The sequence below is a fragment of the Fontimonas thermophila genome, from assembly GCF_900113085.1.
GTDB lineage: Bacteria > Pseudomonadota > Gammaproteobacteria > Nevskiales > Nevskiaceae > Solimonas > Solimonas thermophila.
On sequence record NZ_FOOC01000003.1, the window covers coordinates 161,434 to 187,725 of the forward strand.

At 69.3% G+C, this 26,292-nt stretch carries 26 protein-coding genes; 15 read left to right on the forward strand and 11 right to left on the reverse strand.

Translation table 11 applies throughout. The features are described 5' to 3' along the window. Positions 1 to 6: 6 nt before the first annotated feature. Positions 7 to 1,353 (forward strand): metalloprotease PmbA, encoded by a 1,347-nt coding sequence (pmbA, locus tag BMZ48_RS04050; protein WP_091532176.1) that lies wholly within the window; start codon positions 7 to 9, stop codon positions 1,351 to 1,353. A gap of 14 nt (positions 1,354 to 1,367) precedes the next feature. On the opposite strand, the gene BMZ48_RS12975 is transcribed toward pmbA, so the two are convergent. Further along, complete coding sequence (locus tag BMZ48_RS12975; RefSeq protein ID WP_159431078.1) at positions 1,368 to 1,805, reverse strand: GNAT family N-acetyltransferase; 438 nt, start codon at positions 1,803 to 1,805, stop codon at positions 1,368 to 1,370. A gap of 232 nt (positions 1,806 to 2,037) precedes the next feature. Between BMZ48_RS12975 and BMZ48_RS04060 the strand changes: the two genes are divergently transcribed. After that, positions 2,038 to 3,231 carry an MFS transporter gene (locus tag BMZ48_RS04060; RefSeq protein ID WP_091532178.1) on the forward strand — a complete coding sequence of 398 codons (1,194 nt, stop codon included), beginning with the start codon at positions 2,038 to 2,040 and terminating at the stop codon, positions 3,229 to 3,231. Here BMZ48_RS04060 and fabR read toward each other — a convergent pair whose 3' ends face one another. After that, complete coding sequence (gene fabR, locus BMZ48_RS04065; protein WP_200769508.1) at positions 3,232 to 3,930, reverse strand: HTH-type transcriptional repressor FabR; 699 nt, start codon at positions 3,928 to 3,930, stop codon at positions 3,232 to 3,234. Between the two features lie 135 nt (positions 3,931 to 4,065). Between fabR and BMZ48_RS04070 the strand changes: the two genes are divergently transcribed. From BMZ48_RS04070 to BMZ48_RS04080, 3 genes are all read left to right on the forward strand, one after another. After that, a complete protein-coding gene (locus BMZ48_RS04070; RefSeq protein WP_091532180.1) occupies positions 4,066 to 5,127 on the forward strand; it encodes a ferredoxin reductase in 1,062 nt (353 codons plus the stop codon). A gap of 22 nt (positions 5,128 to 5,149) precedes the next feature. Next, entirely contained in the window at positions 5,150 to 6,232 is a 1,083-nt protein-coding gene (locus BMZ48_RS04075; RefSeq protein WP_091532182.1) for a fatty acid desaturase family protein, read from the forward strand. 179 nt (positions 6,233 to 6,411) lie between these two features. Next, positions 6,412 to 7,188: a ferredoxin--NADP reductase gene (locus tag BMZ48_RS04080; protein WP_091532184.1), complete on the forward strand. Its 777-nt coding sequence runs from the start codon at positions 6,412 to 6,414 to the stop codon at positions 7,186 to 7,188. A 194-nt stretch (positions 7,189 to 7,382) separates the two neighbouring features. Here BMZ48_RS04080 and BMZ48_RS04085 read toward each other — a convergent pair whose 3' ends face one another. From BMZ48_RS04085 to BMZ48_RS04110, 7 genes are all read right to left on the reverse strand, one after another. Further along, on the reverse strand, positions 7,383 to 7,670 hold the full coding sequence (locus BMZ48_RS04085) for a hypothetical protein (RefSeq protein WP_091532186.1): 288 nt from the start codon (positions 7,668 to 7,670) through the stop codon (positions 7,383 to 7,385). Continuing rightward, the gene (locus BMZ48_RS04090; protein WP_091532188.1) at positions 7,667 to 9,262 is read right to left on the reverse strand and encodes a PepSY-associated TM helix domain-containing protein; all 1,596 of its coding nucleotides are present in this window, start codon (positions 9,260 to 9,262) and stop codon (positions 7,667 to 7,669) included. The genes BMZ48_RS04085 and BMZ48_RS04090 overlap by 4 nt, the downstream gene beginning before the upstream one ends. Then, the gene (locus tag BMZ48_RS04095; RefSeq protein ID WP_091532466.1) at positions 9,259 to 9,510 is read right to left on the reverse strand and encodes a hypothetical protein; all 252 of its coding nucleotides are present in this window, start codon (positions 9,508 to 9,510) and stop codon (positions 9,259 to 9,261) included. The genes BMZ48_RS04090 and BMZ48_RS04095 overlap by 4 nt, the downstream gene beginning before the upstream one ends. Before the next feature lie 190 nt (positions 9,511 to 9,700). Then, entirely contained in the window at positions 9,701 to 9,847 is a 147-nt protein-coding gene (locus BMZ48_RS13060; protein WP_200769509.1) for a hypothetical protein, read from the reverse strand. Then, positions 9,844 to 10,566, reverse strand: a complete 723-nt coding sequence (locus tag BMZ48_RS04100; RefSeq protein ID WP_159431079.1) for a HugZ family pyridoxamine 5'-phosphate oxidase — start codon at positions 10,564 to 10,566, stop codon at positions 9,844 to 9,846. The genes BMZ48_RS13060 and BMZ48_RS04100 overlap by 4 nt, the downstream gene beginning before the upstream one ends. 26 nt (positions 10,567 to 10,592) lie before the next feature. After that, positions 10,593 to 11,927, reverse strand: a complete 1,335-nt coding sequence (locus BMZ48_RS04105) for an HmuY family protein (protein WP_159431080.1) — start codon at positions 11,925 to 11,927, stop codon at positions 10,593 to 10,595. Continuing rightward, entirely contained in the window at positions 11,924 to 14,140 is a 2,217-nt protein-coding gene (locus BMZ48_RS04110; protein ID WP_091532194.1) for a TonB-dependent receptor plug domain-containing protein, read from the reverse strand. Before BMZ48_RS04110 ends, BMZ48_RS04105 begins: the two co-directional genes overlap by 4 nt. 164 nt (positions 14,141 to 14,304) lie before the next feature. Here BMZ48_RS04110 and BMZ48_RS04115 point away from each other — a divergent pair, with 164 nt between their 5' ends. Next, a complete protein-coding gene (locus BMZ48_RS04115) occupies positions 14,305 to 14,796 on the forward strand; it encodes a hypothetical protein (RefSeq protein ID WP_143383624.1) in 492 nt (163 codons plus the stop codon). A gap of 2 nt (positions 14,797 to 14,798) precedes the next feature. Then, a complete protein-coding gene (locus BMZ48_RS04120; RefSeq protein WP_091532198.1) occupies positions 14,799 to 16,136 on the forward strand; it encodes a GAF domain-containing protein in 1,338 nt (445 codons plus the stop codon). A gap of 10 nt (positions 16,137 to 16,146) precedes the next feature. Here the strand turns inward: BMZ48_RS04120 and BMZ48_RS04125 are convergent, their stop codons facing one another. Next, a complete protein-coding gene (locus BMZ48_RS04125; RefSeq protein WP_091532200.1) occupies positions 16,147 to 16,818 on the reverse strand; it encodes a hemerythrin domain-containing protein in 672 nt (223 codons plus the stop codon). Positions 16,819 to 16,986: 168 nt separating this feature from the next. On the opposite strand from BMZ48_RS04125, the gene msrA reads away from it, so the two are divergent. The 5 genes from msrA to BMZ48_RS04150 all read left to right on the forward strand — a co-directional run bounded on the left by msrA (position 16,987) and on the right by BMZ48_RS04150 (position 21,765). Beyond that, positions 16,987 to 17,619, forward strand: coding sequence for a peptide-methionine (S)-S-oxide reductase MsrA (gene msrA, locus BMZ48_RS04130; RefSeq protein ID WP_091532202.1), 633 nt, complete (start codon positions 16,987 to 16,989; stop codon positions 17,617 to 17,619). A gap of 111 nt (positions 17,620 to 17,730) precedes the next feature. Then, positions 17,731 to 19,263 carry a DUF4331 domain-containing protein gene (locus tag BMZ48_RS04135; RefSeq protein WP_091532204.1) on the forward strand — a complete coding sequence of 511 codons (1,533 nt, stop codon included), beginning with the start codon at positions 17,731 to 17,733 and terminating at the stop codon, positions 19,261 to 19,263. Between the two features lie 3 nt (positions 19,264 to 19,266). Beyond that, on the forward strand, positions 19,267 to 19,488 hold the full coding sequence (locus tag BMZ48_RS04140) for a hypothetical protein (RefSeq protein WP_091532207.1): 222 nt from the start codon (positions 19,267 to 19,269) through the stop codon (positions 19,486 to 19,488). A 52-nt stretch (positions 19,489 to 19,540) separates the two neighbouring features. Continuing rightward, on the forward strand, positions 19,541 to 20,638 hold the full coding sequence (locus tag BMZ48_RS04145; protein WP_091532209.1) for a hypothetical protein: 1,098 nt from the start codon (positions 19,541 to 19,543) through the stop codon (positions 20,636 to 20,638). After that, a complete protein-coding gene (locus tag BMZ48_RS04150; RefSeq protein ID WP_200769510.1) occupies positions 20,635 to 21,765 on the forward strand; it encodes a HupE/UreJ family protein in 1,131 nt (376 codons plus the stop codon). Before BMZ48_RS04145 ends, BMZ48_RS04150 begins: the two co-directional genes overlap by 4 nt. Positions 21,766 to 21,768: 3 nt before the next feature. Here BMZ48_RS04150 and BMZ48_RS04155 read toward each other — a convergent pair whose 3' ends face one another. After that, entirely contained in the window at positions 21,769 to 23,769 is a 2,001-nt protein-coding gene (locus tag BMZ48_RS04155) for a TonB-dependent receptor (RefSeq protein WP_091532211.1), read from the reverse strand. Positions 23,770 to 23,916: 147 nt separating this feature from the next. Between BMZ48_RS04155 and BMZ48_RS04160 the strand changes: the two genes are divergently transcribed. From BMZ48_RS04160 to thpR, 3 genes are read left to right on the forward strand one after another with little or no spacing between them, the layout of a single operon-like run. Further along, the gene (locus tag BMZ48_RS04160) at positions 23,917 to 24,969 is read left to right on the forward strand and encodes a Glu/Leu/Phe/Val dehydrogenase dimerization domain-containing protein (protein WP_091532213.1); all 1,053 of its coding nucleotides are present in this window, start codon (positions 23,917 to 23,919) and stop codon (positions 24,967 to 24,969) included. Positions 24,970 to 24,978: 9 nt separating this feature from the next. Beyond that, a complete protein-coding gene (locus BMZ48_RS04165) occupies positions 24,979 to 25,461 on the forward strand; it encodes a CinA family protein (RefSeq protein WP_091532215.1) in 483 nt (160 codons plus the stop codon). Beyond that, the gene (gene thpR, locus BMZ48_RS04170) at positions 25,451 to 26,056 is read left to right on the forward strand and encodes an RNA 2',3'-cyclic phosphodiesterase (protein ID WP_091532216.1); all 606 of its coding nucleotides are present in this window, start codon (positions 25,451 to 25,453) and stop codon (positions 26,054 to 26,056) included. Before BMZ48_RS04165 ends, thpR begins: the two co-directional genes overlap by 11 nt. Positions 26,057 to 26,292: the final 236 nt, after the last annotated feature.

Consider the following 26,292-nt stretch of genomic DNA (forward strand, 5'->3'; position numbering starts at 1 on the left):
CGCCCCATGACCGAAACGCCTGCACCGGCTCTGCCTTCCCCGGAACAGCTCGATCGCCATGTCGCGCTGGCGCTGGATGCCGCACGCGCGGGCGGGGCGACACAGGCTGAAGCCAGCGTCAGCGCCAGCCGGGGGCTGTCGGTGAGCGTCCGCAAAGGCGAGGTCGAGAGCCTGGAATTCCAGCAGGACCGCGATCTGGGGATCACGGTTTACATCGGTCACCGCAAGGGCAATGCCAGCACCGGCGATTTGTCCGATGCCGGCATCCGCGCTGCGGTGCAGGCGGCGCTCGACATCGCACGCGCCACCGGCGAGGACCCGTGCAATGGCCTGGCCGATGCCGAGCGCATGGCGCGCGTATTTCCGGACCTGGACCTCGATCATCCTTGGGATCTGGATGCCACGGCCGCGATCGATCTCGCCGCGGCCTGCGAGGCCGCCGCATTCGCCGCCGATCCGCGGGTCAGCGGCAGCGAGGGCGCGAGCGTCAGCTCGCACCGTGGCGTCAGCGTCTATGCCAACACGCATGGTTTTCTCGGCCACCGCAGTGCAACCCATCACAGCATCGGCTGTGCGGTGGTCGCCGGTCGTGGCGAGGCGATACAGCGGGATTACTGGTACAGCAGTGCCCGCTGCGCCGATGATTTGATGGAGGCCGCGGCGGTCGGCCGCAAGGCTGGCTTACGTGCGGCGGCGCGTCTGGGCGCGCGCAAGCTGGGAACCTGCACCGCCCCGGTGCTGTTCCCGCCCGAGCTGGCGCGTGGACTCTGGGGGCATCTGATCAGCGCGATGTCCGGCGGCGCACTCTACCGCAAGGCGAGTTTTCTGCTCGGCCGTCTCGGTCAGCCGGTGTGCGCGCCGCAGGTGACGCTGCTGCAGCGGCCGCTGCTGCCGCGAGGAGCCGGCAGCGCCGCCTACGACAACGAGGGCGTGGCGACGCAGGATCGCACGCTCGTCGAGCGCGGGGTGCTGCAGGGCTGGCTGCTCGGCAGCTATTCCGCGCGCAAGCTGGGCTTGTCGACGACCGGCAACGCCGGCGGCGTGTTCAACCTGATCGTCGAGCCGGGCACGGATGATTTCGAGGCGCTGCTCCGGCGCATGGACCGCGGCCTGCTGCTGTGCGAGCTGCTCGGCCAGGGGGTGAACCTCGTCACCGGCGATTATTCACGCGGCGCTGCCGGCTTCTGGGTCGAACATGGCGAAATCGCCTATCCGGTCGAGGAACTGACCATCGCCGGCAATCTCGCCGACATGTTCAGGCACATCGTCGCCATCGGGTGCGACGTCGATACGCTGCACAATGTGCGCACCGGCTCGGTGTTGATCGAGCGCATGACCATCGCCGGACACTAAAAACCGCCCGGCGCTCAGAGCGCGCGGCGAAACTGGACGATCCGCCAGATCTCCTCGAAGCCGACGCAAGTCCAGTAGCGCTGGGTGGCGATGTCGTCGATCTCGGCGTCGGCGGCCATTTCGGTGCAGCCGGCCTCGCGGAACCAGTCCATCGCCCGGGCGAGCAAGGCCTTGCCGATCCCCTGCCGTCGCCATTTCGGGATCACGAACAAGCCCTCGACATAACCGACCGGGGAGCTGGCGCAGCCATCGACGCTGCTGCGCAGAGAGAGTTCGATGAAGCCGAGGACCTGATCGCCGTCGGCGACCGCGACGAAGCAGATCTGGTCGGATGCGCGGGCGATCGCGTTCATCTCGCGCTCGTGCTCGGCGTCGTCGAGCCCGCTGTAGAGCGAGTCGCGCAGGCGCTTCCACTGCGCGAACAGCTCCGGAGTGACGACTCTCAGGTCCATGGGGGGCATGATCCATCGGGCGCAAGTCCCGCCAAGGCCGTCAGGATAGCGCGGTCCGTTGGTGCCGACAGCGGCGTCTGCGCGATGACACCGTGCCCATGGGCGCTTGGTCGGGTGCGCGGTGCCATCGGTGTCGTCCATACTGCGTCTGCGGCCGGACCCCGCTCTCCATCGAGTCCGGCCGGTCTTTTGCCCGCTGATGGATTTTCCGCCCGCTTGGTGAGCAGTGACGATGTCCGGTGAGTCGATGCGTGTGCGCCTGCCCGGTGCGATCTGGGCGCTGGGTCTGGTGAGCCTGTGCATGGACATGTCATCGGAGATGATCCATGCGCTGTTGCCGGTATTCATGGTCAGCGTGCTCGGCGTCGGTGTGGCCGCCGTGGGATGGGTCGAGGGCATCGCCGAGGCGACGGCGGCGATCGTCAAGCTCTACGCAGGCGTGCTCAGCGACCGGCTCGGCCGGCGCAAGCCGCTGGCCTTGCTCGGGTACGGTCTTGCCGCGCTGACCAAGCCGCTGTTTCCGCTCGCAGGGAGCTTGGGCACCGTGCTCGCTGCGCGTTTCATCGATCGTATCGGCAAGGGCATCCGCGGTGCGCCGCGGGATGCGCTGGTCGCCGCGCTCGCCCCGCCGGCGCTGCGCGGGGCGGCGTTCGGCCTGCGCCAGTCGCTCGATACCGCCGGTGCTTTCATCGGTCCAGCACTCGGTCTGTGGCTGATGCTCGTTTTTGCGGGCGATTTCCGCGCCGTGTTCTGGGTCGCCGTCGTGCCCGCCTTCGCCGCGGTGGCCGTGCTCGCCCTGGGAGTGCGCGAACCGGCGCCGGTATCGCCATCACCGGCATCGTCACACGGCTGGGATTTGCGCGAGGCGCGCACGCTGGGCCCGGCTTACCGGCGTGTGCTGCTCATCGGTGCCGTGTTCACGCTCGCACGTTTTTCGGAAGCCTTCCTCGTGCTGCGCGGCCACGCACTGGGGTTGCCCGATGCCCAGACACCGTGGGTGCTGATCGCGCTCAATGCCGCCTACATGTTCAGCGCCTATCCGGCCGGTGCGCTGTCTGACCGGCTGCCGCGCGAGCGCCTGCTGGGCTGGGGGTTGATTCTGCTCGTCGTGGCCGACGTCGTGTTGGCCCTGGCCGCGGACTGGACGGCGCTGTTCGCCGGCATCGCGGTATGGGGTCTGCATCTGGGGTTCACGCAGGGGTTGCTCGCGGCACTGGTCGCGGATACCGCGCCGCCACAGCGCCACGGCGCGGCCTTCGGGCTGTTTCATCTCGTCACGGGTATCGCCCTTTTGCTGGCGAGCCTGCTCGCCGGGTGGCTCTGGGAAGCCTGGGGTCCTGAGGCGACGTTTGCCGCCGGCGCGGGATGGGCGCTCGCTGCCTGGCTCTTGCTGCTGCGCCGGCCGCGGGATTCGGCCGGCGGCTGATCAGCCGCTCTTGCTGCGGCTGCTGTCCCATTGCGCAGCGCCGAGAATGACCAGGCGCATCTGCTTTTCGGCATCACGGTAAATGCGCTTAAGCGCCGCACGGTCGGTGGGCGGTGTATCGAGCAGCAGTTCGGTCGCGGCGATGATGACATGCACCATCAGCCCGGCCAGCACCTGCAGGTCGTCGGCACTGAACCGCCCCAGCGCCGGGAAGCGCGACAGGTCCACGGCCAGCTCGCCGATCCACAGGCGGATCTCTTTGCGGATCGCCATGCGCAGCGCCGAAGAGCCGGAAAAGCGCTCCTTGGCGATGAAGCGGAAATGCGCGCGGTGGGCGCCAGCGTAGTCCAGGAATGTCGTCACCGAGGCGCGGATGATGTGGGTGGCCGGTAAGCCGCCCTCGCGGGCCTGACGCATGAGCTGGTGCAGCGACGCGAAGGAATCCTCGATCAGTGCATGGCCGAGATCTTCCATGCCGGAGAAATGCCGGTAGAACGCCGCCGGTGTGATGCCCGCGGTTTTGGTCACTTCGCGCAGACTCAGACTGCTGAAGCTGCGTTCGCCTTCGAGCAGCTGCAAGGCGGCGTCGAGCAGGGCACGGCGTGTGCGCTGCTTGCGGGCATCGCGGCCGTCGCCGGGGATTTGCGTTTCTTCACCGCGGCGTCGGTGGCTGCGCGTCTTGCGGATCATGGTGAACATAGGCTACCACGCATCGAGTCTGGATTGGCGCAGTAAACCAATGAAAAACATGCGTTAAAGAGATTTAAGTAAACGATTGTTGACTCAATGCGCGTGGATCTCTTAAAGTAAACACACGTTTACTGGAGCGATGAGATGACGTTACAGCCGCGAATTCCCGGACTGCGCCTGCTGGCCCGCGCCGCCACAGGGCTGACCTATCCGCTGGCACCAGCGGACTATCTGCTGCCGTTCACCCAAGGCAGTGCGCGCATCGAGGCGGTCACAAAGCCTGCGCCCGGCGTGGTGACGCTGACCCTGCGTCCGCGGCAGCGGCTCGTGCATCGCGCAGGTCAGTTCGTGCGCGTCGGCGTGGACATCGATGGTGTGCGCCACACCCGCTGCTATTCGGTTTCGTCGCCGCCGGAGCGCACCGACGGCCGGTTCACGATCACCGTGAAAGCCATCGCCGGCGGACGTGTATCGACGTATCTGGCCGAGCGTGTCGAAGTGGGCGAGCGCCTGTGGGTGGATGCGCCGTCCGGTGATTTCGTTCTGCCGGAGATGCTGCCGGAACGACTGCTGTTCATCGCCGCCGGCAGCGGCATCACGCCGATCATGAGCATGCTCGCAAGCCTGGATGCGCGTGCCGCGATGCCGGACGTGGTTCTGATCCACGCCGCATCGACCGAGCCCGATCTCATCTTTGCCGCGGAACTCGCCGCGCTGGCGGCACGACATCCCAGCTTGCACCTGCACCGCGTCCTCAGCCGGGATGGTGGACGCCTGACCAGGGAGCGTCTGGCCGCGCTGTGTCCGGACTGGAGTCAGCGCGAAACCTGGGCCTGCGGGCCGGAGGGGTTGCTGGCGTGGCTCGAAGACCACTGGCAGGGCGCCGGTGTCGGGGCGCGTCTGCACGTCGAGCGCTTCCGGCCACGGTGGACTTCGAACCTGTCGGGCGAAGCCGGCCGCGTGTCTTTCCGGCGCAGCGGATGCGTGGTGCCGAGCCGTGGCGACCGCAGTGTGCTGGAACTCGCCGAAGCCAGCGGCCTTGCGCCTGCGCATGGCTGCCGCATGGGTATCTGCCACGGGTGCACGGCCACGCTCAAATCCGGCCGCGTGCGCGATCTGCGCAACGGCCAGACCTTTGGCGACGAAGGCGATCGTGTGCAGATCTGTGTCTGCGCGCCGGTCGGCGACGTCGAAATCGAACTGTGAACCCCCGTCATCGGAGCCTGGAATGACTGCCTACACCCACCTTTCGCCGGCCGAGATCGAGGCTTTCGGCCGGGAACTCGACGCAATCCGCGACGAGGTCAAGGCCAGCCTCGGCGCGCGCGACGCGGCTTACATCCGCCGCCTGATCCGCATTCAGCGCATGCTCGATCTGTCCGGGCGCGCGTTGTTGTTTGCCGGTGTGCTGCCGCCTGCGTGGCTGGCCGGCACGGCACTGCTGTCGGTGGCCAAGATCCTCGAAAACATGGAGATCGGCCACAACGTCATGCATGCGCAGTGGGACTGGATGAGGGATCCCAAAATCCACTCCTCCACCTGGGAGTGGGACACCGCCTGTCCGGCCGCGCAATGGAAGCATTCCCACAACTACATGCATCACACCTACACCAACGTCGTCGGCATGGATCGCGACGTCGGTTACGGCATTCTGCGCATGTCGCCGAAGCAGCGCTGGCGGGTGTGGAATCTCGGCCAGCCGGTTTACAACGCCTGGCTTGCCATCCTGTTCCAGTACGGCGTGGCGCTGCACGACGTGGAATTCGACCGGGTCGTGCAAGGCAAAAAGACCTGGCGCGAGGCCTGGACCCAACTGAAAGCCATCGCGCGCAAGACCAGTCGGCAGACGCTCAAGGATTACGTGCTGTTCCCGGTGCTCGCCGGCCCGTTCTTCGCATACGTCTTCGCCGGCAATCTCACGGCCAATCTCGTGCGCAACCTCTGGGCCTACGCGATCATCTTCTGCGGTCATTTTCCGGCCGGCGCGCACACTTTCGAGCCCGAGGCGGTGGCCAACGAAACCCGCGGGCACTGGTATCTGCGGCAGCTGCTCGGTTCCTGCAACATCCGCGGCGGCAAGCTGTTCCACATCCTCTCTGGCAATCTGAGTCACCAGATCGAGCACCACCTGTTCCCGGACCTGCCGAGCAACCGCTACGCCGAGATCGCGCCACGCGTGCAGGCGCTGTGCGCGAAGTACGGGTTGCCATATAACAGCGCCTCTTTCACACGCCAGTTCGGTACGACGCTCTGGCGCGTCCTGCGCTTGAGCCTGCCCGGCGGGCAGTCGCTGGAGCCGGCACCGGCCTGAGGGTTGCGTCGGGGTGGCGGGGCGGGTCGCGTATGGCTGGCTTTCCCGCCCCGGCCCGCTTTTTTCATAAGGATATGAACCCGATCGCGGCATTTTTCGTCTAGGATGCGCACCGTCGCCGCCGCAACCTTCCGGCTGGTTGCGGGGCGCCCTACATCGTGACAACCGGCAGGAGAGATATGGCGGCCATCGGTACCGAGCGGGTTCTCAGCGTGCGGCACTGGAACGATACGCTGTTCAGTTTCCGGACCACACGTGATCCCGCCTTGCGTTTCCGCAACGGACAATTCGTGATGATCGGCCTCGAGGTCAACGGCCGGCCGCTGATGCGGGCCTACAGCATCGCCAGCGCCAATCACGAAGACCATCTGGAGTTCTTCAGCATCAAGGTGCCGAACGGCCCGCTGACCTCGCTGCTGCAGAACGTACGCCCTGGGCAGGAGATCCTGGTCAGCCGCAAGCCGACCGGCACGCTGCTGCTCGACGATCTCAAGCCGGGCAAGCATCTCTATCTGCTGAGCACAGGGACCGGCCTGGCGCCGTTCCTGAGCCTGGTCAAAGACCCCGAGATGTACGAGCGATTCGAGAAAATCGTGCTCGTGCATGGGGTGCGCATCGTCAGCGAACTGGCGTACGAAGAGTATTTCACGCGAACCTTGCCCAACGATGAGCTGTTCGGCGAGTGGGTGCGCGAAAAACTGATCTACTACCCGACGGTGACCCGCGAACCCTATCGCAACCGCGGCCGACTCACCGACCTCATCGAATCGGGCAAGCTGTTCGCCGACATCGGCCTGCCGCCGCTCGATCCGGCCACTGACCGGGCGATGATCTGCGGCAGTCCGACGATGCTCGCGGATACCTCGCGCATCCTCGATACGCGTGGTTTTGCCATCTCCCCGCACATCGGCACGCCCGGCGATTACGTCATCGAGCGCGCCTTCGTCGAGAAGTAGGGCGCACACAACCTCGGACGATGGCGGGACGCTGTCCGCGTCTGTTGCCCTTTTGGGCGTCTTGTCGCTCGGCGACACAGCCTGCACCCGGGGCTGTAGTAGCCCGCCCCTCATCCAGCGGAGGCAGGTTTTTGTCAGAACCGGTGAGTGATCGTTTGAGGATGCAAATATGACTCCGGTACGCGCCGGCGGATTCAGCCGTCTGCGCCGGCCTGCTGCAGCCAGGCCAGTGCCTGGACGAGCAGCCAGCCGCTGGTGGTGAGTCCGCCGAGCCAGATCAGCAAGGCCGGCCACTGGCCGAGCAGGCCGAGCGCTACGCCGGGTGCGAGGCAGGCGACGGCGAGCGTTCGGCGCACCGGGGTTGGGATCGGTGCGGTGCGCAGGCGCAGGCTGCGCAGGCGCTTGGGATCGCGTAGCGCCAGGATCAGCAGCGGGATGCCGCTTATGGCGAGCGCGATGGCGGCGCAGGGCGTCGTCGTCATGCCTTCTGTGCCTCGATCTGCGAAGCGGGGGTCCGGATCAGGGCGGCCGGCCGCGGGCGCAGACTCCATAGACAGAACAGGCCACCGCCGATGAAGGCGAGATCCAGTGCAATCACCGTCGCCAATCCTGCGTTGAAAGCGTCGATCCAGCCAATGCCGCCGCACATCCAGCGCAGCAGGGGAAGGCCGACCAGGGCCAAGCCGGTGCTGCCCAGCAGGATGTCGCGGATGCGCGCAGGATCCCGCAGACGCCACGCCAGGATGGCGGCGATCGCTGCCGCGCCGAAGAAGGCGGCGAACATCACCGGTTCCAGCGCCGGCCAGATCCGGCGCGCGGGGAAGTACGCCCACGCCGCCGCCACCAGCGAAAGCGGCAGTCCGTAGGCGACCCAGCAGGTCAGGCGCGCCAGTGCACGCCAGATCGGCTGCTCGCTGCGGCGCTGCGTCCACAGCAGCAGTCCGGTGATGCTCACGTAGGCGCCGGCGAAGCCGAGCGCGAACCAGACGGTCTTGGACAGCACTCCGGCGAAGTTGCCGAAATGCAGCGGTGCCATCAGCGCGAACAGGGTCCCGCCCGTCGAGGGCACCAGACCCAGGTTGGGTTTGGCGTAGCGGAATTCGCCGGTGGCGCCGCTATAGACGTAAGTCGGGCCGGTGAGCGCACCTTCGCGGTAGTTCATGAACACCGTCACCAGGCTGTCGGCACGTCCCCAATGCTGGATTGAGACGAATGTGGGTTCGGCGTCGCTGCGGGCGCGGACGTCGGCGAGTATCGCATCGAGATCGGCCATCGGCGCCGGTGTCGCATCGACCTGTGGCGGGTTGCCGACGAGGGTCTCGATCAGCTTGTCCTGATCGCCACCGAATACGACCATCGCCACTGCCGGGATGCCGAGCGCGCTGCCGAAGCTGAAGTAGCTGCCGGTGAACGCCAGGATGAAAGCAAACGGCAGATTCCAGGTGCCAGCGATGACGTGGCTGTCGCGGGCCTTGAGCAGGGTTTCGCCCCTGCGGCGCAGGGTGAACAGCTCGCGGATGAGATGGCGGTGGACGACGAAGCCGCTCACCGCCGCAACCAGCATGGCCAGGCCGAGTACGCCGGTGAGCAGCAGACCCCAGGGATCGGGGATGTGCAGGTTGACGTGCAGCCCGACAATGAATTCGGACAAGGCGTTGGCGACGTCGGTTGCTTCGATGTCCGCGTCGGTGCCTTCGCGCCGGTCCAGGATCTCGCCACTGCGCGGATCGATCTCGGCGGCGACGCCGCGCTCGCGCGGCTTGCCATCCTCGTCCGTTTCGTGTCTGTGGAAGAACACGTACAGGCGATTCCCGGCGCGCGGGAAGAAGAAGGCTTCCTCGTGGAACTGCGGGTCCACGCTGGCCGCGAAGTCGCGGACCATGCGATCGGTCCCGGGCGGGAAGGGATCGGCGATGTGCGTTGACAGCGGGCTGGACCAGTCGGCGATTTCCTTTGCAAACACCGCGATGGTGCCGGTCAGGATCACGGCGTACAGCAGCAGGCCGAGGGCCACGGCCGACCAGCCGTGGATGGCGAGCAGTGTTTTCGTACGTTCCTGTGAAAGCCGGATCATGGGGCGCTGTGCAGCAGGTGCTGGGCGATCAGCGCGGCGTGCAGCAGGCCGATCCCCGCGATGAAAATCCAGGCGCGGGTCAGGCGGCGCGCGAGACAGGCGCAGAAGAACAGTGCGGCCCAGATCGCCGGGAACAGCAGGATCGGCAGCACCAGGTTGTCGATCTGGGCCGGCCCGGCGGGCAACCACAGCGCGCTGCCGGCCATGACCAGGCAGGCGACGGCAAAGACCACGGGGCCGGCGAGCACGACTCGCGACCAGAGGCTGTGCCTGGAGGAGGTGTCGGCGGGGGATGCGGAGGTCATTGCGGGACGAACGGGCAAGCCCGCCGATTGTAAATGAGAAAAACTTGCATTTGCATCATCGAAAGGTGAGCCCGCCGGGTCGGTGGCCGTGTGTCCTGCTTGCGCGCGGTGCCGGCGGCAACGGGCGGTGGTGCTACGACACCCCCTGGTAACCGAGCCAGGCCGCCAGCAGTGGTACGAGCAGCCAAAGCAAGCCCTTGATCAGAAAGAACCAGAAGCCGAGCTGGGCGAACCGCGCCCAGCGCCGGTGCGGTGGGTCGCGGACCAGTGATCGTTTCATGCCGCGACGGCCCGTGCGCGGCGCACCAGCGCGACCATCGCCGCGCGCACATCGGCCACGGTGCTGACCGGGATATCGAAATCGATGCGCAGCAGGCGTTTGCCGAGCATGAGATCAAAGCCCTCGCCATCGATCGCGGACAGCCGCGGAACGGCTTCCCCTGGCTCGATGCCGTGCAGACGGCAGTAATCGCGCAGCGCATCGACGTGGTCGCCGTTCATGTGCGCAATCATCCCCGCTTCTTCCTGAGCCGTGAACGGGTGGGTGCGGCGGATCATCTCCGCGCTGACCCAGTGGATTCTGCCGAAGCCACCGATGTAGCGGGCCTTGACCGGCTCGATGCGGTAGAACGCGAAGTCGTGCGCGCGCTGGTAGTCCACGGCGTGCGGGAAGCGCCGGTAATAGCGTTCGGCCACATCGTCGATATCGGTCTCGACGCGGGATGCATCGCCGACCAAGGTCAGGCGACCGCTGGCCTGGATGTCGTCGCTCCCCTCGATCAGGGTCAGCGAGACGCGTGCATCGGCCTTGATGTTCTTTGTGTGCTGGGCGAGATCGCTGATCAGCATCACCGGTCGATTGTTCCGATCGGGGACGAAAGTGACGACCGAGCCGAACGGATAGCCGGGGAGCTCCAGCGACAGCGTCGAAAGAATGCCCTGGGCGCTGCGTGCGTAGAGCGCGCGGGCCTCGCGGGCGATGTCGGCATGGCTGTTCATGGCGGCAGTGGATGATGGTGTTGGGATCATGGTGGGGGCAGGGCGGCGAACTCGAACGAGGGATGGCCCGACTCGCCGGCATCACCGTAGTAGTCGAGCATGCGCAGTTTCCAGTAGTGGCCATCGCGGCCGCGGACCACATAGACGACATCGCGCGGCGAGATGTGATGCATGCCGTTCCCCTTGTCGCAGAAGCCGGAGTAGTAATACCAGCCGTAGTCGCCATCGGCGCCGAAGGCGCATTCGCCGCCGCGTTCGCGCGGCGGGTAGGTGACGAAGGCGAGCGCGCCGTCTGCGTCGCTGTGCCACTGCGCGTCGGCGGGCACCGCAGTGCGCGCCGACCAGTCGTCGCGCAGCAGATCGTGGATGGCGACGATGCCGGCGCCGGAGCTGCCGCCATTGAGCTTGATGTCGGTGCGCCGGATCGCGAGGTCCCAGCCGGCGGCATCGCGCGCCGGTGCGTTCGGCGCCACCTGCTGCGCGTGACTCAGATCCAGATAGACCCAGGCGTTCTCGTCGGCGGCATCGACGTCGGCGCGCATGCCGCCGGCGGTCGGTGTGAAAACGGCGCGGCCCAGCGGCGCGACTGCGCCGCCGACGTCGCTGCAGGGGCTGCCGTCGATTTCGAGGAAGTCGTACTGCGGATGCGCGGAGGCACCGGTGGCGTCGTAGTAGCCGGTCATGCGCAGCTTGTAGTAGCGGCATTCGACGGTGCGCAGCACATAGCCGACGTTGGCGCGCGCGCTGATCGCCGAGCCGGCGAGATAGCCGCTGTAGCGGTACCAGCCGTAGTCGCCGGCACCGGTGAGGGGATCGGGATCGGCGTCGGCCTGCGGATGCGTGCTCATCGCATAGGCCGTCGTGTCGAGCGGATCGGATGGGTTGCCGCCGACGCTGCCTTCGGCGTCGGTGACGTATTCGACCTCGCCGGGCGGTGGCGCCGCGTCGATGCTCGCGAACGGGTAGCTTTCGCCCGCAGCGACCTTGTGCGCGTACACGGCCGCGTCGATGCCGCCGGGCGGCGCACCGGAAACGCCGCCGTTGAGTTTGATGTCGACACCGCGGTGGGCGAGGTCCCAGGCATCGCTCGCCGCCGGGTCCGGCGGGAACACCTGCGTCTGCGTGTCGAGGTCGATGTAGACCCAGTCGTCGCCGCTGGCATCGACCGCGGCCTGGTAATGGCCGTCGGCATGCTGCGTGAAGACCGCCTGCGTGCCGCCGGGACCGGGCAGCTCCGTTCCGGGCTGCGTGCCGGGATCGTCAGCGTCGGGATTCGGCGAGATGTCGCCGGCACAGGCGGCGAGCGCCAGGGCGGCGGATGCGCAGCATGCGCGCCAGCGGCCAGTCGTGAGCGTGCTCATTCGAAGCTCCATCGCAGTTCCAGGGAGACCGATCGCGGCTGGATCGGCAGGTACGCGGGATCGCCCGCATCGAAGAGGTTGTCGATGCCCAGCGCGAGCGCGCAGCACCGCCAGCGCGTCCACTCGGCGCGCGCATCGAACAGCGCGTAGGCGCTCGCGCGGCCGGCCGCAATCGGCGCGCCGCCGGTATCGACGTCGAGCCCGAACACGCGCTCACCGATCCACACCCCGCGCAGGCCCAGCGCGTAGTCGGGCTGCTCGAAGCGCAGCGCAGCGTTGGCGCGGTGCTCGGGCCGTCCGCTCAGCGGCCGGCCGCTCGCCTCGTCCTCGCTGTGCAGCCAGCCATAGCCGAGCCGCAGCTCCAGCGGCGACCATGGCCGCAGCTGCAGCTGCAGCTGCAGATCGGCGCCGTAGAGCCGCGCCGAAGCGACGTTGCGGTAGCTGTAGACGATCGGCGGACCGTTCTGGACCTGCACGATCTCGATCAGATCTTCGACGGCGCTGTGATGCGCGCTCAGCGCGAGGCTGGCGTCGCGGCGCGCAAACCAGGTGAGGCCGAGGTTGTAGGCGACGCTGCGCTCGGGCTCGAGCGCGGGATTGCCATCGACGCGATAGCCGATCGCTGGATTGTCGAAGCGCAGCAGCAGCTGCTTGAAATCGGGCGCGCGATAGCCGTGGCCGTAACCGGCGCGCAGGATCCAGTCGCGCGCAAGCTCGTAGCGCAGCGACAGCTTTGGCGACAGCTGCTCGCCGAACTGAGAATCGCGGTCGTAGCGCGCGCCGGCGACGAGCGCGAGCGCGCCGTCGCGCAGCGCGAGTTCGTCCTGAGCGAACACGGACTGGCGGTCGCGTTCGCCGGTCGTACCGAGGCGGTCGGCCTCCAGCGTCTCAAGCTGCGCCTCGGCGCCGAGCGTGACGCGGTGCAGGCCGATGCGATGGTCGAGTTGCGCCGCGCCGCTCCAGAGTTCATCCAGCGTCTCCTCGTCGATCGCCTCGCCGCCGCCGCGCGGCTGCTGCAGGTACTGGTCGAAGTAGCGGTTGAAATAGCCGTCCAGCCGCAGCTCGGTGGCGCCGCCGAGGGCGATGCGTGGCGCGATGCCGGCGCGCACTTCCTCGATGCGCTTGCGGGTGTCGTGGACCGCGCCGCCGGTACCGTCATCGACGCGGCGGCTGTCGTCGAGCGCGTAGGCGAGGTCCGCGTCGAGATCGAATTCGGCGTGCGGGCTCCAGCGCGCCGTGCCCTGAGCGGAGCGGCTGTCGCCGGCGATGCCGTCGCGGCCGGCGGTGGCCGGGTCGAGGTCGTAGGGCTCGGTATGCAGGACGCCGCCGCCGATGCGTCCGCCCAGGCGCTCGCCCAGCGCCCAGCCGGCGTTGCCGAAGAGCTCGGCATTGGCTTCGTCGTCCGCGCGCAGCGTCAGCGCGCCGGCCTCGCCACCGCGCCGGCGCGTGATCAGGTTGATCACGCCGCCGAGGGCATCGGCGCCGTAGAGCGCGGACGAGGGCCCGCGCACGATCTCGATGCGCTCGATGCCGTCCAGGCGCAGGCGCGTCAGGTCGATGGCGCCGTTGATGCGGCCGATCATGCGCCGCCCGTCGATGAGGACCAGCACGTGCTCGGAGGCCAGCCCCTGGATCTCGATGCGCGTGCCGCGCCCGGCCAAGCGCGAGGCATGGATGCCGCCTTCGCGTTCGAGCAGTTCGGCGAGATCGCGTGCACCGCTGTTGCGGATGTCGGCCGCGGTGATCAACTGCACATCGACCGGCGCGTCGGACAGGCGATGGGCAGTGCGCGTGCCGGTGACGACGATCGTGTCGAGCGCAGTCAAGGGTTGCGCGTTCTCGGCGCCGGCCGCGCGCAGCGGCTCGACCGCGATCGTCGCGACGTCCTCCTGCGCCCGCGCCGAACCCCACCACAGGCCGGCGGCGAGGATCGACACCGAGGTGATCGTCCACAGCGGGCGGCGCAGCCGATCGTGCTGCCGCGTCGCGGCCGCCAGGCCCGCGGCACCGGCGCAGGCGGCCGCGTGCAGCAGCCAGCGAGCGAAGGCGGCGCCGCTGCCGTGGCTCTCGATCCAGACCAGCAGCGCCGCGGCGGCGAGGGGTGCGCTGAGCAGGCGCCACTCCAGCGCCTCGTCGGCGCGCCGACGTCGGTCCGGCGGCGTCAGCCAGCAGGCGGTGGCGGCCAGCATCAGCAGGCTGGCGAACAAATCCATGCGCGAAAGTCCCCAAGATCAGCAACAGCCGAAGGCCTGGGCCTCGCAGCGGGCGCCGCGAACCTGGGGGTGACGAATGATAACCATTCGCAACAGAGCCGGCAATGCCGCTGCTGCGACCGGCGCCGATGGTCGGCGCGTGCGCCCGCGCATTACGATGCGCCATGCCCGATTCCTCTTCCGTCCTCATCGACGCGGATACCGCGCGCTTCCTGCTCAGCGGCCTGTCGATCGGCGTTGCCGCGCGCGACGCAGCGGGGCGGCCGTCGATTGCCCGTGCCTGCGGCCTGCGTCTGCCGCCGGACCGCTCGAGCCTGCGCGTGCTGGTTGTGCGCGACCAGGCGCTGGATCTGCTCGCCGACGTCGAGGCGCTCGGCATGGCCGCCGCGGTGTTCTCGGAGGTGAGCAGCCATCGCACGCTGCAGATCAAGTCGACGCAGACCCGCGTCGAGCCGGCGGACGGCGACGATCTGGCGGCGCTCGACGCCCAGGTCGAGCGCTTCGCCGCGACGCTCGATGCGATCGGTCATGCGCCGGAATTCACTGCCGCGCTGCTCGGCCAGCGCGGCCAGGCGATCGCCGCGATCGTGATGCGCCCGGAGCAGGTGTATTCGCAGACGCCCGGCCCCGGTGCCGGCGCCAGGCTCAAGGGCTGACGATGCATCTCAGCGTGGACGATATCCGCGCCTGCCTGGACGGCGGCGTGCCGTCGTTGCTGGCGACCTGTTCGGCCGACGGCGTGCCCAACGTCACCTACGTGTCGCAGCTGCACCGCGTCGATGCGATGCACGTCGCCGCCTCATTCCAGTTCTTTAACAAGACGCGCGAGAACATCCTCGCCAATCCCAGCGCCGTCGCCGAAGTGATCGATCCGCGCACCGCCGCGCGCTACCGGCTGCAGCTGCGCTACCGCCACACGGAGTCGGCCGGTCCGCTGTTCGAGAGCATGAAGGCCAAGCTCTCCGGCATCGCCGCGCTGACCGGCATGAGCGGCATTTTCAAGCTGCAGGGCGCCGACGTTTACGAAGTGCTCGCGATCACCGCCGTGCCCAATCCGGCCTTGCCGCGACCCCCCGGCGGCAATCTGCTGCCGGGCCTGCGCCGCGTCAGCGAGCGGCTCGCCGCGCAGACGCGCATGGACGCGCTGTTCGACACGCTGCTGCAGGAGCTGGAAGCCGCGCTCGGCATCGGCCACGCGATGCTGCTGCTGTGCGAGGCCGGCGCGCGCAAGCTGTACACGGTGGCGACGCGCGGCTATCCCAGCTCCGGCGTCGGTGCCGAAGTGCCGTTCGGTGCCGGCGTCATCGGCATCTGCGCCGAGCAGCGCGCGCCGATTCGCATCGCCTACATGACGGCCGAGTACGCCTACGGACGCGCGCTGCGCGAGTCGGCGCTGGCGCACGGCATGCTCGAATCTCTGGAGACGCAGATCCCGTTTCCCGGCATGCCGGCGCCGCACAGCCAGCTCGCCGTGCCGGTGATCGGCGGCGGTGAGCTGTTCGGCGTGCTCTACGCGGAGAGCGCGCAGGACCGGCGCTTCGGCTACGACGAGGAAGACGCGCTGGTCGCGCTGGCGGCCCAGCTCGCCGGCCTGCTGCGGGCGCTGCGCGAGGCGGCCGACGACGATGCCGCCGTTCCCACCGCTGCGGCGGTGCCGCCGCAGGCCGGGCGTCCTGCGCTCGTCGTGCGTCACTACCGCGCCGACCACAGCGTCTTCTTCGACGACGCCTATCTGATCAAGGGCGTGGCCGGCGCCATCCTGTGGAAGCTGCTCGGCGCCCATGCCGCCGACGGGCGCGTCGAGTTCAGCAACCGCGAGCTGCGCCTCGACGCCTCGCTCAAGCTGCCGGAGATCGTCGACAACCTGGAGGCGCGCCTGATCCTGCTGCGCAAGCGCCTGGCCGAGCGCTGCGGCCACATCGGCATCGAGCCGACCGGCCGCGGCCGCTTCCGCTTGCGCGTCGAGCGGCCGCTGCAGCTCGAAGAGTTCGACTGAGCGCGGCGCTTCAGGCGAAGGCGGCGCGCAGGCGGCTGCGATCGGCGTCCGCCAGGCGCGGCAGCAGCATCGACAGCAGGCCGTCGAACGCCTCGCGCGGCGCTACCGCGCGGATATGGCCGAGCAGCGCCTCGCGCTCCGGCGCGCTGATCGCCGGCACCATCAGGCCGAGGATGCGCGCGTGTTCGTCCGGCGGGATCGAGGCCACCAGCAGCTGCTCGATCTCGTGGATCTCGGTATCGCTGTAGCACTCCCACAGCACGGCGTTGTTGTAGGACTCCTCGACCAGCATGTGCTCGAAGTTCTCGGCGACGAAGGCGCTGAACTGGTGATACAGCGCTTCGAGGCGCGACTCGCGGCAGCCCGCCTCCGCGGCGCGCACGCGCTCGATCTCGCGGCGCAGCGCGGCGATCCCCTCGACGTGATGCAGGTGGTCGGACGCGGTCTTGTGCGACGAGCCCGGGCGGCGTGCCTCCATCGCCGCGTGCATGAAGCGGTCCTCGTGCTTGAGGTGCGAGGCGCACAGATCGAGCAGCCCCTCGAGCTGCGCGAGCGTGCCGCGCAGCTGGGTTTCGTCGGCAGGATCGCTGCGGCCCAGCGCGGTCAGCGTCTCGGCCATGTGCGCGCGCAGCGCGCGGTGGATCTTGCTGTAAACGTTGTAGCGGGGAGAACATTCGCTCATGGTCGGCTCCGGAAGTGGTGCGGGATGGCGGCATCCTAGGTCGGCGCCGCCCGGCCGGTTGCTAAATCTTCCGTAATCCGACGCTAAAACTTTGCTAAAACGTGACGCGCCGCACGCGAACCCGAACACACCCGCGCGGTCGAAGCGCGCACACGATCGGAGATGTAGATGAGCCTGTTCTCGAAATCGCGCGGTGAGGACCACCCGCTGACGCCGGCGGAGTTTCCCGATCCGGATCTCGACATCGGCGTCGACGCCGGTGCGCGGCAGTCGGCAGTGCTCGCCGGCGGCTGCTTCTGGTGCGTGGAGACGGTGTTTCGCCAGCTCGATGGCGTGCTCGACGTCGTCAGCGGCTACGCCGGCGATTCGGCGCAGACTGCCGACTACAAGACCGTCTGCAGCGGGGTGACCAACCACGCCGAAGTCGTGCGCGTGGAGTTCGACGCAGCGAAGATCAGCTACGGGCAGTTGCTCAAGGTGTTTTTCTCGGTTGCCCACGATCCGACCCATCTCAATCGCCAGGGCAACGACGTCGGCCGGCAGTACCGCTCCGCGGTGTTCTACGCCGACGATGCCCAGCGCGAGGTCGCCGAGCGCTACATCCGCAAGCTGGAGGCCGCCAAGGCCTTCGCTGCGCCGATCGTCACGTCTCTGGAGCGGCTGGAGGCTTTCCACAAGGCCGAGGACTATCACCAGGACTATGCGGCGCGCAATCCCGGGCAGCCCTACATCCGGGCGGTGGCCCTGCCCAAGCGCGAAAAAGTCCGGCATTACTTCGCCGACCGGCTCAAGCCGCAGTAGCGACTGGACCGGGCCGGCAGGCCCGGCGCCGCAGCGGCTGCATCCATTTGCCGCCGGCGCGCGTAACCCCTGAAGTCCAACTTCGCGGACGAAGACCAGGAGAACCGTGCCATGGCTACACCAAAACTCGTCCTCGGCGCCGTCGCCGGCGTGCTCGCCGGCGCCGTCGGGCTCGCCCACGCGTCCAGTCACCGGGAGGCGCCCTTCATCACGACGGCGCCCAAGGTCGATGGCACCGACTTCTACATGTTCCGGAGCTACGAGCCGGGGCGCGAGGACACGGTGGTCATCATCGCCAACTATCTGCCGCTGCAGGACGCCTACGGCGGGCCGAACTACTTCTCGCTCGATCCCAACGCGCTGTACGAAATCCACATCGACAACAGCGGCGACGGCGTCGAGGACATCACCTTCCAGTTCCGTTTCCAGACCCAGGTGAAGGGCCTGGCCGTGGCCGCCGGCAACAAGATGGTGCCGGTGCCGCTGGCCAACATCGGCACGATCGCGCCGGGCGACTCGGCGGCGCAGAACGTCGTCGAGACCTACACCCTCGACATCGTGCGCGGCGACCGCCGCAGCGGCATGCGCATGCCGGTGCTGGGGGCCGGCGGCGCGCGCAACCTCGGCAAACCGATCGACAACATCGGCACCAAGTCGATTCCCGATTACCCGACCTACGCCGATTCGTTCATCCACGACATCGCCATTCCCGGCTGCACGGGCGATGCGCGCGTCTTCGTCGGTCAGCGCCGCGAGGGCTTCGTCGTCAACCTCGGCGAAACCTTCGACCTCGTGAACATCGCCGTGCCGGTCGAGGAGCTCGGTCCGCAGGGGCAGGATGCGCGCGCGCTGGAGCCGAACACGATCGCCGACAAGAACGTGACCTCGCTCGCGCTCGAAGTGCCGGCCGCCTGCCTGCGCGGATCGACGCCGATCATCGGCGGCTGGACCACCGCAAGCCTGCGCCAGGCTCGGGTGATCAACCCGCAGCCGCAGCGCACCTCCGCCGGTGCGCCGCCGACCAACACCGGTGCCGCGCTCGAAGGCGGCGCCTGGGCCCAGGTGTCGCGGCTCGGCTCGCCGCTGGTCAACGAGGTGGTGATCGGCCTGCCGGACAAGGACTTGTTCAATGCCACCGAGCCCAAGGACGATGCGGCGCGCTTTGCCGATTACGTCTTCAACCCGACGCTGCCTGAGCTCCTCGAGATCCTGTTCGGCGCGGCTGGCGTCAAGGCCCCGGACGTGTTCCCGCGCACCGACCTGATCGCCGCGTTCCTGACCGGCATCGACGGCCTGACCAAGGTGCAGGGGTCGAACACGGTGCCGTCCGAGATGCTGCGTCTGAACCTCGACATCGATCCGACGCCGCGTGCGGAGCAGGACGATCTGGGCGTGCTCGGCGGCGATCTCGCCGGCTTTCCCAACGGTCGCCGGCCGATCGACGACGTCGTCGACATCGCGCTGCGCGTCGCGATGGGCGTGCTGATCCCCGAGAACGTGGACCCGGCCTCGCTGGACTCGCGCCGCCTCAAGTACACCGACGGCGCGCGCCCCGATCCGGACGCCTACCTCGGCCGCTTCCCGTTCCTCGACCACCCGCTGCCGGGTTCGCCGAACGAGGCCGCCATGCTCGCCCGGAGGTAAGCCATGCGTCTGCTCAGACTCTGCGTTCCACTGCTCGCAGCCGGCATGCTTGCGGCCTGCGGTGATGACGACGATCCGCCTGCGCCGCAGGCCTCGGCGACCGCGCGCGTGCTCGCGATCGCCGCGCAGGACGACGAGGTCGGCGAGCCGTTCCCGGTGAACGACGGTGCGTTCGTCTTCGACGACACCGCCGAGACCACCGAGCCGGTGTCGATCAATCGCTGACGTGACGGCAACCGCGCCGATCCGGAACCCCCGCCGCTGGCGGGGGTTCTGTTTGGCCCTGGCGCTCGTCGCCGGGTCGGCGCACGCCGCGCCCTACCGGCCGGCGAACGACGACGAGATTCTCGAACGCCTGCCGCCGCGCGCCGCGCCCGCGCCGCGCGCGGCGGTTCCCGATGCGGCGCTCGCCGCCCGTGCCGCACGTGTGTTCATCGAGCGGGCGCGGCGCAGTGACGATCCACGCGACTACGGTTACGCGCAGGGCTTGCTGCAGCCCTGGTGGTCGGCGCCCGATGCGCCCGACGAGATTCTGCTCCTGCGCGCCACGCTGCAGCAGCACCAGCACGCCTTCGATGCGGCGCTGGCCGATCTCGATCGCGTGCTCGAACGCAGCCCCGACAAGGCCCAGGCCTGGCTGACGCGCGCGACCATCCATCGCGTGCGCGGAGCGCTCGATGCCGCCGCCGCCGACTGTGAGCGGCTGCGGACGGTCGCGCCCGGTGTCGTGGCCGAGCTGTGCCGCCTCGCGGCGGCCGCGCCGCGCGACCCGCAGGGCGCGGGTGCAGCGCTCGATGCGCTCGCCGCCGCGGCGGCCACGCAGCCGGACCCGATCTACGCCTGGTATCAGGCCGAACGCGCCGCCGCCGCGCAGCGGCGCGGCGACCTTGCCGCCGCCGAGGCTGCATTCACCGCCGGTCTGGCGCGCGCGCCCTGGGACATCGGTCTGCGCGCGGCCTACGCCGATCTGCTGCTCGACAGCGGTCGCGCCGCAGCGGCGGCCGCGCTGCTGGACGGCGCTGCCGCCAGCGACACGCTGCGCCTGCGCGCGCTGCTGGCGGATCGCGCGCTCGGCAACGAGGCGCGCGCTGCCGAGCTCACGGCCGCACTCGCCGATGCCTACGCGGCACTGCGCCGCCGCGGCGATGCACCGCACCTGCGCGAGGAGGCGCTGTTCGAGCTCAAGGTCCGCGCGGATGCGGCGCGCGCACTCACGCTCGCGCAGGCCAACTGGCGCGATCAGCGCGAACTCGCCGATGCGCGCCTGCTGCTCGCCGCCGCACAGGCCGCCGGCGATGCGCGCGCCATCGCCGGCCTGCGCGACTGGTGTGCGGCCAACGGCGTGCGCGACGCCTGGCTGGAGACGCGCTGGTGAGCGGCGTCCTGCGTTCACTGCTGGTCCTGGGCGCCGCACTCGCGCTGTGGGCGGCGCCGGCGGCCGCGCATCGCCCGAGCGATGCGTTCCTGACGCTGGCGCTCGACGGCGAGCGCGTCAGCGGTCAGCTCGAAATCGCGCTGCGCGACGTCGACGTGCTGGTCGCCGCCGATGCCGACGGCGATCGCCAGCTGACCTGGGGCGAGCTGCGCGCCAGCAGCCCGCTGCTCGCCGCCGCGGTCGGTACCGGCGTGCAGCTGCAGGCCGACGGCCGCGCCTGCACGCTCGCGGTCCGCGATCTGCAGGTGCACGCGCGCAGCGACGGCCGCTACGCCTGGCTCGAACTCGCCGGCCAGTGCCCGGCTGCGCCGCGCGTGCTCGCGCTCGAGTACCGCCTGCTGTTCGATCTCGACCCGACCCATCGCGGGCTGCTGCGCCTCGCGGCCGGTGCTCAGGACTGGACCGCGGTGTTCGGTCCCGACAGCGCGCGCCGCGAGTGGTCGCTGGGCACGGCCTCCGCCGGCACCGCGTTTCGCGACTATCTCGTCGAAGGCGTGCGCCACATCTGGATCGGCATCGACCACATCCTGTTCCTGCTGGCGCTGCTGCTGCCGGCGGTGCTGGTCTGGCGCGGCGCCGGCTGGCAGCCGGTAACGCGCCTGCGTCCGGCGCTGTTCGACGTCATCGCCACGGTCACCGCGTTCACGCTGGCACATTCGATCACGCTGACGCTGGCGGCACTCGATGTCCTGCGCCTGCCCGGCGCGGCGGTCGAGGCGACGATCGCGGCCTCGGTCACGCTGGCCGCGGTCAACAACCTGCGGCCGCTGGTCTGGCGCCGGCGCTGGCTGCTGGCCTTCGCCTTCGGCCTGATCCACGGCTTCGGCTTCGCCTCGGTGCTCGGCGAGCTGGGTCTGCCGACCGGGCTGCGCGTGCTGAGCCTGCTCGCGTTCAACCTCGGCGTGGAGCTGGGCCAGCTCGCGATCGTGCTCGTCGCCGTACCGCTCGCCTACCTGCTGCGTGCGAGCCGCTTCTACCGCATCGGGGTGCTCGGCCTCGGCTCTGCAGCGGTCGCCGCGATCGGCGCGCTCTGGTGCCTGCAGCGCCTGGGCATCATCGGCGGCTGAGCCTCAGAACGTCGCCCGCACGGTGGCGCGCAACAGCCGCGGCAGCGCCGGATGGAAATGCCGATCTGCGACCGGCGCGGCTTCGCCGGCCAGGCGCGACTCGTAGAAGTACTCGATGTCGGCATCGTCGGCATCGAAGGCGTTGAGCAGCTCGATGCGCAGATCCAGCTTGGGTGTCGCCGCCCAGCGCAGCAGCAGATCGGCACGCGTGCTGTCGCGCGCCGACACGCTGCCGTCCTCGATCAGCGGTGCGCCGTCGAAGTGACGGACCTGCACGCCGAGCTGCAGCGCCGGCGTCACGCGCACGCCGACGGCGGCGCGACCGGCACGCGGAATCGCATTGGGCACGCGATCGGCGCCCGCTGCGTCGTCGAGGCGCGTGCGCGTCACGGTCCAGTCGGCGTCGAAGCCGAGCCACTCGAACGGGTGATAGCGCAGAGCGAGTTCGGCGCCGCGACGGCGGCTGGCGTTGTTCGGCTCGGTCTGGCCGGCATCGCCGACATAGACCAGCTCGGAATCGAGCTGCAGTGTCCACAGCGCCAGCGCGAGTTCGAGATCGGGCAAGGCCGTGCTGCGCAGACCGAACTCCGCGCCGCGCGCCGCGGCCAGCGGATCGAAGCCTTCCGAGCCGTCGTCGCCGCGCGCATCGTTGCTGTGAAAGCCGCGGCCGGCGTTGACGTAGAACTGCGTCGCCGCCCATGGGCCGAGAATCAGGCTCAGCTTGGGGCTCCACTGCAGCTCGTCGCCGCTGCGGTCGGGCAGGCCGCTGCGTGAGCGCACGTCGTAGGCGTAGCGGTCCAGACGCGTGCCGGCGATCACTTGTAGCCACGGGCTGGCCGACAGTTCCAGGCCGGCGAAACCGCCCAGGCGCCAGTCGTCGATGGCGTCGCGGCGCACCGTTTCCAGGCGTGTGCGCGCGGCGCTGCGGTACAGGCCGACGTCGCCGATGCGGTCGAAGCGCGTGTCCACACCGGCGACCAGCGCGGCATCGCGCCCGAGCAGCGTCAGCGGCTGGCGCCGGTCGATGCGTGCCCCGTAGTAGCGGCGCGCGTCGAACTGCTCGAACTGGTCGCCGTTGACGGCGTCGTCGAGGAAGTAGGTGAAGTTCGAGAACAGCTGCAGCCGGTAATCGACCGCGTAGGCAGTGGCCGACCACTGCGCATCCGCGGTGTTCTGCCAGTGCGATGCCGACAGCATGTAGCGATGCGTGTCACCGCCACTGGTCGGGTCGACGAAGCCGAAGCGGTCGAGGCGACCGTCGGCGACCGCGCGCCCGGGAATCTGATCGCTGGCGGTCCAGCGATTGTCGTAGGCGCTGAGGCTCAGGCTGCTGCCGGCCTCGGCGCTTTCGCGGACATAGCGCAGCAGCCCGCGCGCGGAGCGTTGATCCATCGGCAGCGCCCAGGGGCCATCGTTGACGCTGTAGTCGGCACCCATCGTCAGCGTGCCGCCGGCGCCGCGCCGGCTGCCGGCGACCAGGCCGCGGCGCTCGCCGTATTCGCCGACGCTGACCTGCAGCAGTGTCGGCGTATCGTCGACCCAGCGCAGCTCGGCGCTGCCGGCGGTGACGAAATCGCCGTCGCGCAGGCTGTAGCTGCCCTTGCGGTAGTCGTAACCGGCCACCAGCTCCGGGATCAGGAAATTGAGGTCCAGATAACCCTGGCCGTGACCATGCGAGGACAGGTTCAGCGGCACGCCGTCGATCGACACCGCGAAATCGGTGCCGTGGTCGAGATTGAAGCCGCGCGCGAAATACTGATTGGCCTTGCCTTCGCCGCTGTGCTGGGTGGTGATGAAGCCCGGGATCAGCTCCAGCAGATCGCCCGCGCGCTGGCTCGCGTGCGCGTCCAGCTCGGGCCGGTCGATCTGCCCCGCTGAGGCCGCCGGCGTCGCGCCGGGGTCGGCGCTGCCGCGTACCTCGATCGGTTCGAGCTGGACCGGCGCGTCCGGTACGTGCGCGCGTGCGCACAGCGTTACGAGGCAGGCAGCGACCAACAGCGGCATTCGATACACGGCGAGGCTCCCCGGCGCAGTGGCTGATGTGCTGGATACGCAGGTGCCGGCGCGGTGGACGCAGCGCCTGGGGCCGTGGGTCGATGGCAAGTCCCGGCGTGGCTACAATCCCTGTCCATACACGCTCCAGACACCGTCATGCAGCTGTTCGCGCATCCGGAATTCGACCATCACGAGACGGTCTGCTTCTGCCACGACGAGCGCAGCGGTCTGCGCGCGCTGATCGCGGTTCACAACACCGCCCTCGGCAAGGGCCTGGGCGGTTGCCGCATGTGGCCCTACCGCAGCGAGGACGAGGCCCTCACCGACGTGCTGCGCCTGTCGCGCGGCATGACCTACAAGGCCGCGCTCGCCGGGCTGCCGCAGGGCGGCGGCAAGAGCGTCATCATCGGCGATCCGCGCCGCGACAAGACGCCGGAGCTGATGCGCGCGATGGGCCGTGCGGTCGATCGCCTCAATGGCGCCTACGTCGTCGCCGAGGATTCCGGCACCAGCGTCGCCGACATGCGCCTGATGGCCGAGGTCACGCGTCACGTCGGCGGACTCGCCGACGACAAGGCGCAGGCGGCCGGGCGCACCGGCGATCCGTCGCCGGCGACGGCCTTCGGCGTCTTCATCGGCATCCAGGCCGCGGTCAAGCACCGCTACGGCCGCGACGATCTGCGCGGCCTGCGCGTCGCCGTGCAGGGCGTCGGCAACGTCGGCTACCGCCTGTGCCGGCATCTGCACGAGGCCGGCGCGCAGCTCTGGGTCACCGATCTGCACGCGCCGGCGGTGGAGCGCTGCGTCAGGGAGTTCGGCGCAACGGCGGTGGACATGGACCGCATCGTCGCGCTCGAGGTCGACGTGTTCGCGCCCTGCGCGCTGGGCGCCGTGCTCAACGACGCCAGCATCGCGCAGCTCCGGGCCGGCGTCGTCGCCGGTGCCGCGAACAACCAGCTGGCGCGGCCCGAGCACGACCACGCGCTGATGGCGCGCGGCATCCTCTACGCGCCGGATTACTGCATCAATGCCGGCGGCATCATCGACATCCACTACGAGGGACCGGACTACGACGCTGCGGTGGTCGAGGCGCACCTGCGGCGCATCGGCACCACGCTGAGCGCGATCTTCGAGCGCGCGCAGGCGGAACAACGGCCGACCGGCGAGATCGCCGATCGCATGGCCGAAGAACGCTTCAAGCGCGCCTGAGACACACCCATGCAGCAGCGCGTCGCCGACATTGCCCAGGAACTGCTCGCCCGCGGCGAGTGGCTCGCCGTCGCCGAGTCCTGCACCGGCGGCCTCATTGCCAAGACGCTGACGGACGTTGCCGGCTCCTCGGCCTGGTTCGAGCGCGGCTACGTGACGTATTCCAATCGCGCCAAGCAGGCGCTGCTCGGCGTGCCCGAGGCAGTGATCCTGCACCACGGCGCGGTCAGCGAGGCGACGGTGCTGGCGATGGCCGGCGGCGTGCTGGTGCAGGCGCCGGTGCAGTGGGCGCTCGCGGTCACCGGCATCGCCGGACCTGGCGGCGGCAGCAGCGACAAGCCGGTCGGCACCGTCTGGATCGGTTGCGCGCAGCGCGACGGCGCCTGCGCGGCGCATCATTTCCGCTTCGACGGCGATCGCGAGTCGGTGCGCATGCAGACCGCGCGCACCGCCCTGGACATCCTGCTCGACCGCCTGCGCCATGCTGGCTGAACCGAAGCGGCCGGCCATCAACCGGCTGTTTTTCGCGCTGTGGCCCAGTGCGGCGGTGCGCCAGGCCTGCGCTGAGGCGGCGCGCGGCCTGCGCATGCGCATGCAGCCGACCGGCTACCTGAGCCCGCCGGACCGTTACCACATCACGCTGCTGTTTCTCGGCGACTTCGTGCCGGCCGACAAGGAAGCGGCCGCGCGTCAGGCGGCGAGCCTGGTGCGCTCGCCGCCGTTCGCGCTGCGCCTCGATCAGGCCGGCAGCTTCCGCAATCGCGCGATCCCGTGGTGGCTGGGGATGCGCGAGCTGCCGCCGCAGCTGGAGCGCCTGCACGAGCGGCTGCGCGACGCCATGCTGCGCGTCGGCGTCACCCCCGACCGCATGCGCTTCGTGCCGCATCTGACCGTGGTGCGCGACGCCGGCAAGCCGCTGCCGCCGACGCCGGTGACGCCGATCGACTGGGCGGTCGACGAGTTCGTGCTGGTGCGCAGCCGGCTCGACCGCAATCCGGTCGAGTACGAGCTGCTCGGCCGCTGGCCGCTCACCGGCGCGCCGGACGAGGGCGCCGCGGCGCCGGATCAGCTCGCCTTGCCGCTGTAGCCCGGGAAGCGCGCAGCGCTGCCCGCGGCTGCCAGCGTCCCGGCCGGCGCTGCGCGCTCGCCGGGCGACGACCGGGCCTCGAAGCGGCAGGCGGGCCGGCGGCACGGCGCCCCCCGCTGTGGAAGAATACGGCGCCTCGGACGGATGCCGTGATTCGGTTCACAGAACCGCTGCCGCTGCGAGGGCATGGGGGCTCATGATTTGAGCCCGGCAAACGGCACACTTTCCGCCACACA

Excerpts from the sequence above, each read along its gene's own strand:
- fabR (WP_200769508.1), bottom strand. The coding sequence starts at position 3,930 with ATGTTCACCATGATCCGCAAGACGCGCAGCCACCGACGCCGCGGTGAA.
- BMZ48_RS12975 (WP_159431078.1), bottom strand. The coding sequence starts at position 1,805 with ATGGACCTGAGAGTCGTCACTCCGGAGCTGTTCGCGCAGTGGAAGCGC.
- BMZ48_RS04155 (WP_091532211.1), bottom strand. The coding sequence starts at position 23,769 with ATGCCGCTGTTGGTCGCTGCCTGCCTCGTAACGCTGTGCGCACGCGCG.
- BMZ48_RS04110 (WP_091532194.1), bottom strand. The coding sequence starts at position 14,140 with ATGGATTTGTTCGCCAGCCTGCTGATGCTGGCCGCCACCGCCTGCTGG.
- BMZ48_RS04060 (WP_091532178.1), top strand. The coding sequence starts at position 2,038 with ATGTCCGGTGAGTCGATGCGTGTGCGCCTGCCCGGTGCGATCTGGGCG.
- msrA (WP_091532202.1), top strand. The coding sequence starts at position 16,987 with ATGAGCCTGTTCTCGAAATCGCGCGGTGAGGACCACCCGCTGACGCCG.
- BMZ48_RS04100 (WP_159431079.1), bottom strand. The coding sequence starts at position 10,566 with ATGAACAGCCATGCCGACATCGCCCGCGAGGCCCGCGCGCTCTACGCA.
- BMZ48_RS04075 (WP_091532182.1), top strand. The coding sequence starts at position 5,150 with ATGACTGCCTACACCCACCTTTCGCCGGCCGAGATCGAGGCTTTCGGC.
- thpR (WP_091532216.1), top strand. The coding sequence starts at position 25,451 with ATGCTGGCTGAACCGAAGCGGCCGGCCATCAACCGGCTGTTTTTCGCG.
- BMZ48_RS04125 (WP_091532200.1), bottom strand. The coding sequence starts at position 16,818 with ATGAGCGAATGTTCTCCCCGCTACAACGTTTACAGCAAGATCCACCGC.
- BMZ48_RS04070 (WP_091532180.1), top strand. The coding sequence starts at position 4,066 with ATGACGTTACAGCCGCGAATTCCCGGACTGCGCCTGCTGGCCCGCGCC.
- BMZ48_RS04090 (WP_091532188.1), bottom strand. The coding sequence starts at position 9,262 with ATGATCCGGCTTTCACAGGAACGTACGAAAACACTGCTCGCCATCCAC.
- BMZ48_RS04085 (WP_091532186.1), bottom strand. The coding sequence starts at position 7,670 with ATGACGACGACGCCCTGCGCCGCCATCGCGCTCGCCATAAGCGGCATC.
- BMZ48_RS04140 (WP_091532207.1), top strand. The coding sequence starts at position 19,267 with ATGCGTCTGCTCAGACTCTGCGTTCCACTGCTCGCAGCCGGCATGCTT.
- BMZ48_RS04160 (WP_091532213.1), top strand. The coding sequence starts at position 23,917 with ATGCAGCTGTTCGCGCATCCGGAATTCGACCATCACGAGACGGTCTGC.
- BMZ48_RS04080 (WP_091532184.1), top strand. The coding sequence starts at position 6,412 with ATGGCGGCCATCGGTACCGAGCGGGTTCTCAGCGTGCGGCACTGGAAC.
- pmbA (WP_091532176.1), top strand. The coding sequence starts at position 7 with ATGACCGAAACGCCTGCACCGGCTCTGCCTTCCCCGGAACAGCTCGAT.
- BMZ48_RS04120 (WP_091532198.1), top strand. The coding sequence starts at position 14,799 with ATGCATCTCAGCGTGGACGATATCCGCGCCTGCCTGGACGGCGGCGTG.
- BMZ48_RS04105 (WP_159431080.1), bottom strand. The coding sequence starts at position 11,927 with ATGAGCACGCTCACGACTGGCCGCTGGCGCGCATGCTGCGCATCCGCC.
- BMZ48_RS04165 (WP_091532215.1), top strand. The coding sequence starts at position 24,979 with ATGCAGCAGCGCGTCGCCGACATTGCCCAGGAACTGCTCGCCCGCGGC.
- BMZ48_RS13060 (WP_200769509.1), bottom strand. The coding sequence starts at position 9,847 with ATGAAACGATCACTGGTCCGCGACCCACCGCACCGGCGCTGGGCGCGG.
- BMZ48_RS04135 (WP_091532204.1), top strand. The coding sequence starts at position 17,731 with ATGGCTACACCAAAACTCGTCCTCGGCGCCGTCGCCGGCGTGCTCGCC.
- BMZ48_RS04115 (WP_143383624.1), top strand. The coding sequence starts at position 14,305 with ATGCCCGATTCCTCTTCCGTCCTCATCGACGCGGATACCGCGCGCTTC.